Genomic DNA, 13,883 nt, shown 5'->3' with positions numbered 1-13,883 from the left:
GCCGGAACGGCGTCAGCGGACGAGGAGTGCGCCGGCCTCGACGCGCACGTCGAACGAGGTGACCTCACCCATCTCCTCGCCATCGATCTCGAAGACGAGTGGGGTCTCCAGCTCCACCGAGAGCGTCTCCACCGCGATGTGCTGAGCCGATTCTGTGCTGACCGCCTCATCCCCACCCGCGAAGAACCGACGGATGCCGTTGTCCCACACGAACGAACGGAAGGTGTCGAGCCACTGCAGCGGCCCGTCGGCGCTGATCATGAGCACGTCGAGCTTGCCATCGTCGAGCACGGCGTCCGGCAGCAGACGGATGCCGCCCTGCACCATGCCGCAGTTGCCGATCAGCATGGTATGACCGCGCACGGCGACCGGGTTCTCGCCATCGACCGACACCGTGATGTCGGTCATCTCCGTGCCTGCCAGTGCGCGACCCATCGCCTCGACATAGGCGAGCCAGCCGGCCTTGGACTTCAGGTCGTCATCGGTCTCGACCAGCATCTGCGCGTCGATCCCGAATCCCACCATCACCGCGAAGGCGTGCTCGGTGCCGTCATACGACACCCAGCCGAGATCGATGCGACGCGGTTCCGCATCGCGCACGCGTTCGAGCGCCGCCTGCACGTTGTTCAGCGGGACCTCGAGGTTGCGGGCGAGCAGGTTTCCGGTGCCCTGCGGCACGATTCCGAGAGCGATCTCCGAGCCGGCGAGCGACTCCGCCACCGCGCGGACCGTGCCGTCGCCTCCCACGGCGATCACGATGTCGCGACGGTCGTCGCGCGCCTCTTTCGCCATGCCGCGGCCGGGGTCCTCCGGAGTGGTCTCCCACCAGCGGATGTCCTGCTCATCGCCGAAGACGACGCTCACGGCATCTTTCAGAACGTCCTGATCGACCTTCGAGGGATTCCAGACGATGCCGATGCGTGCGTGGGTCATAGCGCCAGCTTGGGCGACACCGGCCGATACTGCAACTCGACGAGCGGGGCTCACCCGTAGAACAGCTGCTCGAACGCCTTGCGGGCTCGACGAGTGACTCCGAGGTAGTCCTCTTCCAGCTCGGTGGCCGAGCGGTCGGGATAGCCGAGGAGACGCCCGATCGCGTCGAGTTCACGGCGGTCCGCGGGCAGCACATCCGTCGTCTGGCCCGTGAGCAGGGTGATCGCCGACCGCAGCCTGCTCGCCAGTCGCCAGGCATCGCGCAGGCGTTCGGCGGAGACCTCGTCGACCAGCCCCGCCGCCACTGCGGCATCCAGCGCCGCGATCGTGGAAGTCGTCCGCATGCCCGGAGTGTCGTACGCGTGCTGCAGTTGCAGGAGCTGCACCAGCCATTCGACATCGCTCAGCGTTCCCGGGCCGAGCTTCAGGTGCCTCCTCGGATCGGCGCCCTGGGGCAGCCGCTCCCCCTCGACACGGGCCTTGATGCGCTTGATCTCACGCAGTCCCTGCTGGTCGACGGTCTCGGGGTAACGGATCGAATCGGCGAGTGCCATGAACTTCTCGATCAGCTTGCTGCTGCCGGCCACACCACGCCCTCGGAGCAGCGCCTGCGCCTCCCACGACAGCGACCAGCGGCGGTAGTATGCGGTGTATGCCTCGATCGACCGCACGACGGGGCCGCTGCGGCCCTCAGGACGCAGATCCGCGTCGAGGTCGAGCGGCAGGCGATGATCGGTCAGGTGCTCACGCAGGCGCGTAACGATTTGGGTGGCGAGCGTCTGCGCGCGCTGCGGGTCCACGCCGTTCGCGTCGTACACGTAGAGGATGTCGGCGTCCGAGCCGAATCCGAGCTCGGCACCACCGAAGCGACCCATGCCGATCACGGCGAAGTCCAGCGCGTCGTCCTCCGGCGGGACGACCTCGCGGAAGACCGCCCGTAGCGCCGCCTGAATCGTCGTCTCGGTGATCTCCGTGAGGGCAGTCGCGATCTCCTCGATCGTCACGACGTCGAGGACGGCGCCCATCGCGGTGCGGAGGAGCTCGCGGCGGCGATTCGCCCTGACGGCGCGGAGAGCATCTCCGACGGTCTCATGGCGCGTCTGGATCGCCCGCGCCTCCTCGTCGAGCGCGACGGCGCCGCGAGGGCGGAGCAGCTCCGTGCTGTCCAACCAGGCGACCGATTCCGGGATCCACTCCATCAACTCGCCGATGTAGCGCGAGGACGACAACAGGCGGGTCAGACTCTCAGCGGCGCCGGAGGAATCCCGCAGCATGCGGAGGAACCAGGGAGTGTCGCCCAGGCGTTCGCTGATGCGCCGAAACGCGATCAGGCCGTAGTCGGGGTCGCTGCCGTCCGCGAACCAGCGCACCATGATCGGCATCAGATGCCGCTGGATCGTCGCCTTGCGGCTGAGCCCTGTCGTGAGCGCGCCGATGTGCCTCAGCGCGCCGGCCGGATCACGGAATCCGATCGCCGCAAGGCGATCGTGCGCCTGCGCGGCCGAGAGCGTGCGCTCCTCCTCCGGCAACGCCGCGACGGCGCTGAGCAGCGGACGATAGAAGAGGCGGGTGTGTATCTCCCGGACCTCGCGGCGCACGGTCTCCCACCGCGCCCAGATCCCGTCTCCGGTGTCAGCGAGACCGGTGCTGCGCGCGAGCACCCGCAAGCCGGCCGGGGTGCGCGGCATCAGATGGGTGCGACTGAGCTCGCGGAGCTGCAGCCGGTGTTCCATGAGCCGCAGGATGCAGTAGTCCTGTGCGAACGCCGCCGCCTCCACCCGACCGATGTAACCACCCGCGACCAGCGCATCCAGGCTCTCCAGCGTGCCGCGCGTGCGCAGCGTGGGATCCGTGAGCCCGTGCACGAGCTGCAGCAGCTGCACGGTGAACTCGATGTCGCGGATACCTCCGGCGCCGAGCTTGATCTGGTACGGCACGTCTTCGGGACCGATGTGCTCCATCACCCGCTCGCGCATGCGTTGGACGCTGTCGACGAAGTCCTTCCGGGCGGCGCTCGACCAGATCTTCGGCTGCACCGCGGCGATGTAGTCGTCGCCGAGCTCGGGGTCGCCGGCGAGCGGGCGCGCCTTCAGCAGCGCCTGGAACTCCCAGCTCTTCGCCCATCGGTCGTAGTACGCCAGGTGCGAGGTCAGAGAACGGACCAGCGCACCCTGCTTGCCCTCGGGTCGGAGAGCCGCATCGACCTCCCACAACGGAGGCTCGACCTCGATCCCGCTGAGTCCGCGCATGGTCTCGCGCGCGAGGCGGGTCGCGATGTCGATCGCCCGAGCTTCACTCACCACCTCCTCATCCGCGGTGCCCCCGACGAAGATCACATCGACGTCGCTGACATAGTTCAACTCTCGGGCGCCGGACTTGCCCATGCCGATGATCGCGAGCCGCGTCGCCGCGATCTGCTCGTGGGGCGCGGAGCCTTCGAGGCGGGCCCGTGCGACGGCGAGAGAGGCCTCGAGCGCCGCCCCGGCCGCATCCGCGAGGGCCGCCGCCACTGCCCCGACGACGGTCGTGGGCGCGGGGTGCGTCAGGTCGAACGCCGCGATCCTCGCCAGACTCGCGCGATAGGCGACGCGCAGAGAGACGACGGCGGAATCCTCGCCGGTCTCCGCGAAACCGTCGACCGTGCCGACGGACGACAGCAGCCTCTCCCGCAGTTCGGCAGAAGAGGGCAGCGCATCGATCGGCCCGCTCAGCACCGACAGCTGTTCCGGATGCCGGAGGAAGAAGTCGGCCAGCCCCTCGGATGCGCCGAGGACACGCCACACCCGTCGGCGCTCCTGCTCATCGGCCAGAAGCTGCTTCACGGGCGCAGGGTCTCGTCGCGCGACGCGCAGCATCCCGCGCACCGCTGCATCGGCATCCGGCGCCCCTGCCGCACCGTCCAGGATCTCGGAGCGCGGGGCTCCGAGGATCGTGGCGAGCTCGGTGAGTTCTGCGGCCGCCTCGCTCAGTTCCGAGAAACCGAGCCTGGCCAGCGCGGAGAGCGAGACGGAATCGTCCGGACGGGCCATGGGCGACTCAGAGCAGCTCGAGGTTGTTCTTCAACTCCAGCGGAGTGACCTGGCCACGGTAGGCCTCCCACTCCTTGCGCTTGTTGAGCAGCACGTAGTTGAACACCTGCTCCCCCAGCGTCTCGGCGACGAGCTCCGAGTCCTCCATGAACTCGAGGGCGTGGTCAAGGCTCGCGGGCAGTGACGAGTAGCCGAGCGCCCGACGCTCAGCGTCGCTGAGCGACCACACGTTGTCCTCGGCCTCGGGCGGAAGCTCGTAGCCCTCCTCGATGCCTTTGAGACCGGCAGCGAGCATCAAGGCGTAGGCGAGGTACGGGTTGGCCGCGGAGTCCAGGGCTCGGTACTCGACGCGCGAGGACTGTCCCTTGTTCGGCTTGTACATCGGGACGCGCACGAGCGCCGAACGGTTGTTGTGGCCCCAGGTGACGAAGCTCGGGGCCTCGTCGCCGCCCCAGAGACGCTTGTAGGAGTTCACGAACTGGTTGGTGACCGCCGAGATCTCGTTCGCGTGCTTGAGCAGACCCGCGATGAAGTGCCGCCCCGTCTTGGACAGCTGGTACTTGGCGCCCTCCTCGTAGAAGGCGTTCTGATCGCCCTCGAAGAGCGACATGTGCGTGTGCATCCCGCTGCCGGGGTGACCGCTGAGCGGCTTCGGCATGAACGTCGCGTAGACGCCCTGCTCGATCGCCACCTCCTTGATGACGGTGCGGAAGGTCATCACGTTGTCCGCCGTCGTGAGGGCGTCGGCGTAGCGCAGATCGATCTCGTTCTGGCCGGGGCCGCCCTCGTGGTGGCTGAACTCCACCGAGATGCCGAGGTCTTCGAGCATCCGCACCGAACGCCGACGGAAGTCGTGAGCCGTGCCACCGGGGACGTTGTCGAAGTAGCCGGCGGAGTCCACGGGGATCGGACCCTCAGGACCATACGAGGACGACTTCAGAAGGTAGAACTCGATCTCGGGATGCGTGTAGAACGTGAAGCCGGCGTCCGCGGCCTTGGCCAGCGTGCGCTTGAGCACATGGCGCGGGTCGGCGACCGCTGGCTGGCCGTCTGGTGTCGTCAGATCGCAGAACATGCGGGCGGTCGGATCGATCTCACCGCGCCACGGGAGCGTCTGGAAGGTCGTGGGGTCGGGCTGCGCCAACAGGTCCGACTCGTAGCTGCGTGTCAGTCCCTCGATCGCCGAGCCGTCGAAGCCGATGCCCTCTGCGAAGGCCCCCTCGACCTCTGCGGGCGCGATCGCGACCGATTTGAGGGTTCCGATCACATCGGTGAACCACAGTCGCACGAACTTGACGCCGCGCTCTTCGATCGTCCGGAGGACGAAATCCCTCTGCTTGTCCATGGCTACTCTGCGCCCTGGCCCTTCGCGTCCCAGCCCTGCTCGACTGCTTCTTCTTCGGCCCAGGCGCGCGAACGCTCCTTCAGGACCTCGGGTGCACGGGCGGCCTCGGCAGCCGTGTCGAACGGACCGACTCGGTCGGCGGACGGCGAGATCATGCCGAACTCGACCTGCCCGGTCTCCGAGTTGTACCAGTACTTGTCATCACCGTCAGACATGTTCCGTCCCTCCTTCACGTAGTGACTCCGATCCTACTGGCGTACGCCGTGGTCGCTAAGCTATCGCCCATGGCAAAAGCGATCGGCGTCGATATCGGCGGCACGGGAATCAAGGCTGGAATCGTCGACCTCACGCACGGCACGATGGAATCGGATCGTGTGCGTGTCCCCACCCCCACGGGCGCATCCCCTCAGGATGTCCTCGAGGCCGTGCAGACGGTCCTCAAGACGCTCGACGTGCATGACTCCACTCTTCCGCTCGGTGTCGCCTTCCCGGCGATCGTCAAGCGCGGCAAGACCCTGTCGGCCGCGAACGTGTCCAAGGAGTGGGTGGACTTCGACGCGGAGCGCTTCTTCCGCGACGGTCTCGGACGCAACATCGTCTTCGTGAACGACGCGGATGCCGCCGGAGTCGCGGAGTCGCGCCACGGTGCGGCCAGGGATGTCCGCGGCCTCACGCTGCTGACCACGCTCGGCACCGGCATCGGCTCGGCCTTCCTCTACGACGGCGTGCTGCTGCCGAACACCGAGCTCGGTCACCTGAACTACGGCACCTACGAGTCCGTCGAGCAGTGGGCTGCGACCTCGGCACGCGAGCGCGAGGGCCTCAGCTGGGCCGCATGGGCCGAACGCCTGCAGGCGTTCTACTCGCACATCGAGTTCCTGTTCAGCCCCGACCTCTTCGTGGTCGGCGGCGGGGTCTCGAAGAACGCCGGCGACTTCCTGCCGCTGCTCGAGCTCAAGACGCCGATCGTCCCTGCGATCCACCGCAACAACTCGGGCATCATCGGCGCGGCATCTCTCGCCGGCGACTGACCTCGACACGAGAAGGCCCCGACGACTCTGCGATCGTCGGGGCCTTCGTCGTCTGAGGCGAATGGGCCGACCTGTACGCCGGGTTCTGTTCCGGGGTTCTTCGCCCCTTCGACGGCCATCTCTCTCGGCGACACGTTGCCGTGCCGCTCCAGCGGTCTACCCGAGGACTCGGCGAGCCGCGTCAACATCCTCTGTCTGACCTTGCTCCGGGCGAGGTTTACCTGGCGGGTCATGTCACCATGACCCCCGGTGGTCTCTTACACCACCCTTTCACCCTTACCCCTTGCGGGGCGGTCTACTCTCTGTGGCACTGTCTCGCGGATTGCTCCGGGTGGGTGTTACCCACCGCCCTGCCCTGTGGAGCCCGGACGTTCCTCGGTGCGGTCTCCCGCCACGCGACCGTCCAGTCGACCCATTCGCGGGTCCAGTCTACGGCGCGACTACTTGTCGGCGGACATCGCGATGCGCAGATCGAGCGGCACATCGATCGGGAAGTTGCCGAACAGGCGCCGTGTCGCGGTGGCCGCGGCCTCCGTCACCGCTGTGGCGGCCGCCTCCGCATGCTGCTCCGGCACGTGCAGGATCACTTCGTCGTGCAGGAAGAACGCGAGATGCGGCATCCGGGCGAAGGGCCCTGACGTTTCCGCGGCGGCGAACGTCTCCTCGAACTGCCGCAACCGATGCCGGATCTCCGCCAACCAGATGAGGGACCACTCCGCAGCGGTGCCCTGCACCACGAAGTTGCGCGTGAACCTGCCCCAGTCCCTGGCGCGACGCCGCGCGAGAGCGACCACGGCCGGGTCCGCATCGGCGGAGGTCGCCTCGGACTGCAGCCTCATCCATTCATCCGACGGGCGCGGTGATGAGCGTCCGAGCCAGGTCGAGACGATACCGCCGTCCTCGCCGGTACGTGCAGCCGCATCGACGAGCGCCATGGCTCGGGGATAGACCTTGCGCAGGCGCGGCACCAGGCGTCCGCTGTCGCCCGTGGTCGCCCCGTACATCGCACCCAGGACCGCGTACTTCGCCTCCTCGCGCGTGCCGACAGCGCCGGATTCGACGACGCCGGCGTAGAGATCGCGTCCCTGCGCGGCGCGCGCCATGGCTTCATCCGCCGCCATGGCCGCCAGCATGCGCGGCTCGAGCTGCGCGACGTCGGCGACCACCAGCGTCCATCCCGGGTCCGCATGTACGGCCGGGCGCAGACTGCGCGGAAGCTGCAGCGCTCCCCCGCCGGCCGAGGCCCATCGGCCGGTGACGACGCCGCCGGGGATGTACACGGGGCGGAAGCGCCCCTCGTGCACCCACTCCGCCAGCCACGCCCACCCGTTCGCGCTCAGCAGGCGCGAGAGCTTCTTATAGGCGAGAAGCGGCTCGACGACCGGATGCTCGTGCTGCGCCAGCTCCCACTTGCTCGTGGATTCGACCTGCACGCCGACACGATGCAGGGCCCGCAGCAGCTTCTGCTGGCTGTCGAGGTGGAGAGTCGCGTCACCGAGGATGGACCTCACCTGATCGCCGAGCTCGACCATGCGACTCGGAAGACCCCCGGCCATCGGACGTGTGCCGAGCGTGTCGGTGAGGATCCGCTCGTGCACCTGCTCGTTCCACGGGAGACCCGCGACCCGCATCTCCTCCGCGATCAGCCCGCCCGCGGATTCGGCAGCGCACAGCAGAGTGAGCCGTCCATCCGCGGCAGCGCTCGTCACGCGCCGTTGCGCGCGGAACTGCTCGAGCACCTCGACGACCGGATCCTCTCCGCGCTCGTCATCGAACACGTCGAACAGCGCGGGTGCCGCGTCGGTCGGCTCCTTTCGCTCCCAGGCGGCCGACGGCGCGAGCGGTGAGGCGACGGCGGCGGTGTCACGCAGGATCGCGTGACAGAGCAGCAGATCGTGAGAGCGGGCGATGCGCACATCCGCGGCGAGCAGCACGGCATAGATGTCCCTGGCACTCCGGATGATCCACCGCGGAGAGTCTGCTGCTTCCGCGTCTCGCACCCAGGCGACGAGCTCGGCCGCGGTCAGGGTGATCCTGGACTGCTCCTCGTCGGTGTCGTCGAGCTCGACGGCGACGTAACGCCCCGCGCCGCTCGACACGAGGGCGATGCGCCGCTCGGAGGGCGACGGTGCGCTCATCGTCGACGTGGGAGGACCCCGCTCATGCGGAGATACCAGACTCCTCGGTGCGCACCAGGATGCAGCCGCACTCCGGGCAGAACAGAACCTCGTCGTCGGCGGCCCGGCGGATGCTGTTCAGGTCGGTTCCGGGCAGCACGATGCGGCAGCCCTCGCACGTCCCGCGGGTGAGGAGCGCGGCGCCGGCGCTGTTGGCCGCGCGGCGCGTGTACTCGGCGAACAGGTCTTCCGGCACACCCGCGCTGATGGCGGTGCGGTCTCGCCCGAGCTGGGCGATGAGGTCGGTCGCGGCGGCGACATCGGCCTTGGCCTGTGTGGTGAGCGCGGTGCCCTCGGCCGTGGTGGTGTCGATCAGCGCCTGCTGTGCGGCGACGGCGGCATCCGCCTCTTCCAGACGGCCCATGATGTCGAGCTCCGCGTCCTCCAGATCGCTCTGACGCCGCGCCAGGCTTGCCAGCTCGTGCTCGAGGGCCTGCGCCTCCTTCGCGTTGGTCGCGGTCGCGAGGCGTCCGGCATCGCGTGCGCGGCGCTGTTCCACCAGAGACACATCGGACTCGAGGCGGGTGAGCTCGGTGCGCGCATCGTCACGGGTTCCGGTCAGGGCGGTCAGCTCGCGGAGCTGGTCCTGGCGCTGAGCGACGAGCTCGGTGATGCGCGGCCCCTGCGGGGGCGTGGTGCGCGCACGCTCCGCCTGCGCGATCCGCCGATCCAGGTCGGCGATGTCGAGCAGGATGCGCTGTTTCTCAGGGCTGGAGTTCACTGTCCCAATCTATCCTCTGGATGCGTCTCGCCCATCACCGCACATCGCCGCCGACGTAGAGCCAGCGACGATCCTCCCGCACGAAGCGGCTGCGCTCCTGCAATGCCCCTCGGGCCTCGCCTTGCCGCCAGTGCGCCTCGAACTCCACGATGCCGTTCTGATCGAACGGTCCGCCGCCGACGCGGTCGATGATCACCAGTCGTCGCCACTCGAGATCGGGCTCGAGCTCGAGCTCGAGAGGCCGCGTCGAAGGATGCCAGGTCGCGCGCAGATAGCTCGCGTCCGCCAGCGCGAACGCGGTGTAGCGCGAGCGCATCAGCCGCTCTGCGGTCGGCGCGGCGGCTCCGCGCAGCAGCGGAGCGCAGCATGCACCGAACAGATCGCCCGAGTTGCAGGGACACCGCGTGGAGTCATCGGGAGCATCGTCATGTGCCGCAACGCGGCCCTTCGTCGTCACCGCCCCAGCGTACGCTGAGGGCACACCTCAGAAGGAGCACCGTGAGCACTCAGCCCGTCATCCCCTCGTTCACCGCACACAACGGCTTCGCCCTGCCCGCGATCGGTCTCGGCACCTACGCCCTGAACGGCGACGCCGGCGCGACGGCCGTCGCCGGCGCGATCGGCGCGGGCTACCGACTGGTCGACTCCGCCTTCAACTACGAGAACGAAGGCTCCGTCGGGCGCGGCGTCGCACAGTCCGAGGTCGCCCGTGACGAGATCATCGTGACGACCAAGCTGCCCGGTCGTCACCACCCCTCCGAGAAGGCACGCACGAGCATCGAGGAGAGCCGCTCGCGCCTCGGCCTCGACGTCACCGATCTGCACCTGATCCACTGGCCGAACCCGAGCCAGGACGAGTACGTGCAGGCGTGGGCCGCACTGGTCGACGCGCAGGCCCGCGGGGTCGTGCGGCAGATCGGCGTCTCGAACTTCCTCCCGGAGCACCTGGAGCGCATCGAGAAGGAGACGGGCGTGCGTCCCGTCGTGAACCAGATCGAGGTCCACCCATTCTTCCCCCAGGAGGAGCAGATCGCCTATCACCGCGAGCAGGGCATCCTCACCGAGGCGTGGAGCCCGCTCGGGCGCGCCCGCGCGCTCCTGGAGGAGCAGGTCATCCTCGACGTCGCCGCCGCGCATGAGATCACCCCGGCACAGACCGTGCTGGCGTGGCACGTGGCCCGCGGCACGGTCTCGATCCCGAAGGCGTCGTCGCTGGAGCACCAGCTCTCCAACCTCGCCGCCGCAGAGGTCGTCCTCGACGAGGCCGAGGTCGCTGCGATCACCGCACTCGGTCGTCCGGACGGACGCCTGTTCGGCGCCGACCCCCGGACGCACGAGGAGTCCTGAAGCCGGTCCCGCTCAGACGACCTGGGTACCGATCACGCGGAGGAGTTCGAGCTTGCTCGCCGCCTCACTCCCCGGGGCGGCCGTGAGCACGATGAGCGCCTGGGACTCGTCCTCCGTGAAGAGCGCCTGACAGTCCACCTCGATCGCTCCGAGTTCGGGGTGTATCAGCACCTTGTGCTGCTCGAACCGGCGGGCGACTTCGTGGACGCTCCACAGCTCCGCGAACTCCGCGCTGCGCGCGGCGAGCTCTGCGGCGATGTCCCCCGCCCGGGAACGCGCGCCGAGGACGCCGTGTGCCGCACGGAGGGAGGCGACGAGCGCACGGCTCTGACGCGGGTGATCCTCCTCGGGATACCGACGGCGTTCCTGCTCCGGGTGCGCGAACCAGCGGTAGATGCCGCTGCGGTCGAGGCCGGTGAGTCCGCTCGCGTCACCGAGCAGCGCGCGGGCGGCGTCGTTCTGCACCAGCACCTCGTCGAGCACCGACACCACGAAGGCCGGGGTGTCGTGCAGACGATCGAGCACCCTGAGTATGCCGGGACGCACATAATCGGTGGCGCCGGCCCGATCGGGGGCGCTGTGGCCGCAGACGCGATACAGGTAGTCGCGTTCGTCCGGTGTCAATCTCAATGCGCGGGCGAGCGAGGCCAGGATCTGCGCGCTCGGCTGCGGGCCACGCCGCTGCTCGAGGCGGGTGTAGTAGTCCGTCGACATCGCCGCCAGCTGGGCGACCTCCTCGCGGCGCAGTCCGACCGTGCGCCGCCGCGCGCCGGCGCTCAACCCGACGTCCGACGGGCTCAACGCCTCACGACGCCGCAGCAGGAACCCGGCCAGTGCATCTCGATCCATTCCTGCAGTATCCCCCGCGCCGGGAGTGCGATCCAGGGACGCCCGATCCCTGGATCACCGCTCTCTGGAGCGATCCCGGTGGTCACCGGAGAGTGGGTGCATGAACATCAGCGGAAACACCATCTTCATCCCCGGAGCGACCAGCGGCATCGGCCTCGCTCTCGCCCACCAGCTCCGCGCCAAGGGCAACACCGTGATCGTGGGCGGACGCCGTACCGAGCTGCTCGACACGATCGCCGCCGAGGGCTCGGGCCTGCACACGGTGCAGATCGACACGACCGATGCCGCCAGCGTCGCCACCGCCGCCCGTGAGGTGCTCGACGCGCACCCCGACCTGAACGTGATCATCACGATGGCCGGCATCATGCGCGTCGAGGACTGGTCGACGCCAGCCGGCTTCCTCGAGACGGCAGAGCAGACCATCGTCACCAACGTGCTCGGTCCGATCCGCCTGATCGCCGCGTTCATCGAGCACCTGCGCAGCATGGCGGATGCCACGATCATGACCGTCTCGTCCGGACTCGCCTTCACGCCGCTTCGCGCGACACCGACTTACAACGCCAGCAAGGCCGCGATCCACATGCTCAGTGAATCGCTCCGCCTCCAGCTCGCCGAGTCGAGCGTGAGGGTGGTCGAGCTGGAACCGCCGGCCGTGCGCACGGCGTTGATGCCGGGGCATGAGGAGAACGCGTTCGCGATGCCCCTCGACGACTTCGTGACCGAGGTCATCGGGTTGATCGAGAGTCAGCCCGAGGCGACCGAGATCCAGGTCGAGAACGTCAAGTTCCTCCGCTACGGGGAAGCCCGCGGCGACTACGCACAGGTGGTGGCGACGCTGAACCACCTCGACCCGCACGGGAGCTGAAGCGCCGCGGCGCCCTGGTCGGACTCAGCCACGCAGCGACGCGGCGACACCGGCCAGGGCGTCGGCCGAGTGCCGCAGGAGGCCGAGTTCCTCGTCGGAGAAGGTCGTGTTCCGGATCGGGACGGCTCCGGTCGCGCTGACGATCGATGGCACGGAGAGCGCCACACCGTCCAGCCCGTGGAAGTCGTGCAGCACCGTGCTGACCGGCATCACGGCATGTTCGTCGCGCAGGATCGCTTCGACGATGCGCGCGCTCGACAGTCCGATCGCGTAGTTGGTCGCTCCCTTGCCCTGGATCACCTTGTAGGCGGCATCACGCACGTCGATGGCGATCGCGTCGAGTTCGTCGCGGCTGATCCTCGGGTATCCCGGCATCTCCCAGTCCAGGATCGGCACGGTCCCGATCGTGGCGCGCGACCACAACGGGAACTCGGTGTCGCCGTGCTCGCCGATGATGTGCGCATGCACACTGGCCGTGGACACGCCCGCGCGCTCGGCGAGCTTCCACCGCAACCTCGACGTGTCGAGCACTGTTCCGGAGGCGAAGATGCGCTCGGGCGGAAGCCCGGTCTCCTCCTGAGCCAGCACGGTGAGAACGTCACAGGGGTTCGTGACGATGACATACACGGCATGGGGTGCGACGTCGAGCAGCTGCGGCATCATCGTGCGGATGATGCCCGCGTTCACCTCCGCGAGCTCGATGCGCGTCTGCCCCGGGCGCTGCTTCGCCCCGGCCGTGATGACGACGACGTGCGAACCGGCCACGACCGAGATGTCGCTGCCGCCGACGATGTCGCTCGATCCCGTGAACTGCGTGCCATGCGCGAGGTCGAGCACCTCGGCGTCGACCTTCTCGGTCGCGATGTCGTAGAGCGCGATGTGGCGGGCGGAACCGCGGATCAACGCGGCGTAGGCGACACTCGACCCCACGCTTCCCGCGCCGACGACGGTGAGCTTCGAGTTCTCGATGATCTCCATGACCACAGTCTCGCAGTCGCGCGCGCCCTGACTCCAGCACGGGAACGGATCAGTCCACGTCCGCGCCCTCTTCGGGCTGCTCGCGCTCGGGGTGCGCTTCGGCGTGGATGTCCGCTGCAGAGACCTGGGAGTGGTCGTCCTCCCCCGCCTCGATGCGCGCGGCGCGTTGCTCGAGCAGGGATGCGGCCAACAGATTCGATTCCGGGGCTTGACCGGCCGCGGCCGCGCGACGGAACTCATCGGCCGCCGTGCGGAGAACTTCCGCCTTGGTCGCGCGGATGTCGTCGTCGTGCACTTTTGATTACCAACTTCGTGTTCAGGGGGCTACTCGCTCATCGGACCCGGCCCCTGATCCACGCATCGTGCTGATCTGCTCATCGCGCACCGCCGCAGAGAAATTTCGCGACGGCACACCGAGTAGCGCTCCGAGATTGGACGCGACCCCTCCGCCGCGCGCATCCCGGGTCATTCGGAGTCGAGGCGACGACGGATCTGCGTGTTCCGACCGCTCGTGAGCGCCGGAACAGACGCAGAGCTCCGCGATTCGACGACGCTCCCCAGACATGCAGCTACATGGCTTCGACCCTCTGTGCAGAGTCTCGGCAGAA

13 protein-coding genes and 1 other RNA gene are annotated in these 13,883 nt (G+C 68.5%); 3 read left to right on the top strand and 11 right to left on the bottom strand.

What is annotated here, in order from left to right:
* Positions 1-12: 12 nt before the first annotated feature.
* Genes FB560_RS08055 through FB560_RS08040 form a run of 4 tightly spaced genes read right to left on the bottom strand, consistent with a single transcriptional unit; the run spans position 13 to position 5,522 of the window.
* Positions 13-933: a diacylglycerol/lipid kinase family protein gene (locus FB560_RS08055; protein WP_141871885.1), complete on the bottom strand. Its 921-nt coding sequence runs from the start codon at positions 931-933 to the stop codon at positions 13-15.
* 50 nt (positions 934-983) lie between these two features.
* Complete coding sequence (locus FB560_RS08050; RefSeq protein WP_141871884.1) at positions 984-3,962, bottom strand: bifunctional [glutamine synthetase] adenylyltransferase/[glutamine synthetase]-adenylyl-L-tyrosine phosphorylase; 2,979 nt, start codon at positions 3,960-3,962, stop codon at positions 984-986.
* A 7-nt stretch (positions 3,963-3,969) separates the two neighbouring features.
* Entirely contained in the window at positions 3,970-5,307 is a 1,338-nt protein-coding gene (locus FB560_RS08045) for a glutamine synthetase family protein (RefSeq protein WP_141871883.1), read from the bottom strand.
* A 2-nt stretch (positions 5,308-5,309) separates the two neighbouring features.
* Complete coding sequence (locus tag FB560_RS08040; RefSeq protein WP_141871882.1) at positions 5,310-5,522, bottom strand: SPOR domain-containing protein; 213 nt, start codon at positions 5,520-5,522, stop codon at positions 5,310-5,312.
* 69 nt (positions 5,523-5,591) lie between these two features.
* On the opposite strand from FB560_RS08040, the gene ppgK reads away from it, so the two are divergent.
* Positions 5,592-6,338, top strand: coding sequence for a polyphosphate--glucose phosphotransferase (ppgK, locus tag FB560_RS08035; RefSeq protein WP_141871881.1), 747 nt, complete (start codon positions 5,592-5,594; stop codon positions 6,336-6,338).
* A 58-nt stretch (positions 6,339-6,396) separates the two neighbouring features.
* Here the strand turns inward: ppgK and rnpB are convergent.
* From rnpB to FB560_RS08015, 4 genes are all read right to left on the bottom strand, one after another.
* An RNA gene (gene rnpB / locus FB560_RS08030) (RNase P RNA component class A) lies at positions 6,397-6,753 on the bottom strand.
* Positions 6,754-6,778: 25 nt separating this feature from the next.
* Positions 6,779-8,476 (bottom strand): bifunctional 3'-5' exonuclease/DNA polymerase, encoded by a 1,698-nt coding sequence (locus FB560_RS08025; RefSeq protein ID WP_141871880.1) that lies wholly within the window; start codon positions 8,474-8,476, stop codon positions 6,779-6,781.
* A gap of 22 nt (positions 8,477-8,498) precedes the next feature.
* The gene (locus FB560_RS08020; protein ID WP_141871879.1) at positions 8,499-9,236 is read right to left on the bottom strand and encodes a zinc ribbon domain-containing protein; all 738 of its coding nucleotides are present in this window, start codon (positions 9,234-9,236) and stop codon (positions 8,499-8,501) included.
* Positions 9,237-9,270: 34 nt separating this feature from the next.
* A complete protein-coding gene (locus FB560_RS08015) occupies positions 9,271-9,693 on the bottom strand; it encodes a YchJ family protein (RefSeq protein WP_141871878.1) in 423 nt (140 codons plus the stop codon).
* 41 nt (positions 9,694-9,734) lie between these two features.
* Between FB560_RS08015 and FB560_RS08010 the strand changes: the two genes are divergently transcribed.
* Positions 9,735-10,583 (top strand): aldo/keto reductase, encoded by an 849-nt coding sequence (locus FB560_RS08010; protein WP_229673171.1) that lies wholly within the window; start codon positions 9,735-9,737, stop codon positions 10,581-10,583.
* 12 nt (positions 10,584-10,595) lie between these two features.
* Here the strand turns inward: FB560_RS08010 and FB560_RS08005 are convergent, their stop codons facing one another.
* Positions 10,596-11,432, bottom strand: coding sequence for a helix-turn-helix transcriptional regulator (locus tag FB560_RS08005; RefSeq protein ID WP_141871876.1), 837 nt, complete (start codon positions 11,430-11,432; stop codon positions 10,596-10,598).
* 100 nt (positions 11,433-11,532) lie between these two features.
* Here FB560_RS08005 and FB560_RS08000 point away from each other — a divergent pair, with 100 nt between their 5' ends.
* On the top strand, positions 11,533-12,297 hold the full coding sequence (locus FB560_RS08000; protein WP_141871875.1) for an SDR family oxidoreductase: 765 nt from the start codon (positions 11,533-11,535) through the stop codon (positions 12,295-12,297).
* Between the two features lie 24 nt (positions 12,298-12,321).
* Here the strand turns inward: FB560_RS08000 and FB560_RS07995 are convergent, their stop codons facing one another.
* Both FB560_RS07995 and FB560_RS07990 read right to left on the bottom strand, forming a co-directional pair.
* Positions 12,322-13,275 (bottom strand): L-lactate dehydrogenase, encoded by a 954-nt coding sequence (locus tag FB560_RS07995; RefSeq protein ID WP_141871874.1) that lies wholly within the window; start codon positions 13,273-13,275, stop codon positions 12,322-12,324.
* A 49-nt stretch (positions 13,276-13,324) separates the two neighbouring features.
* Positions 13,325-13,570, bottom strand: coding sequence for a hypothetical protein (locus FB560_RS07990; RefSeq protein WP_141871873.1), 246 nt, complete (start codon positions 13,568-13,570; stop codon positions 13,325-13,327).
* Between the last annotated feature and the right edge of the window lie 313 nt (positions 13,571-13,883).

The sequence above is a fragment of the Microbacterium saperdae genome, from assembly GCF_006716345.1.
GTDB classification, from domain to species: domain Bacteria; phylum Actinomycetota; class Actinomycetes; order Actinomycetales; family Microbacteriaceae; genus Microbacterium; species Microbacterium saperdae.
The sequence above is the reverse complement of the archived record's forward strand: the minus strand, read 5'-3'. Positions and strand labels throughout refer to the sequence as shown.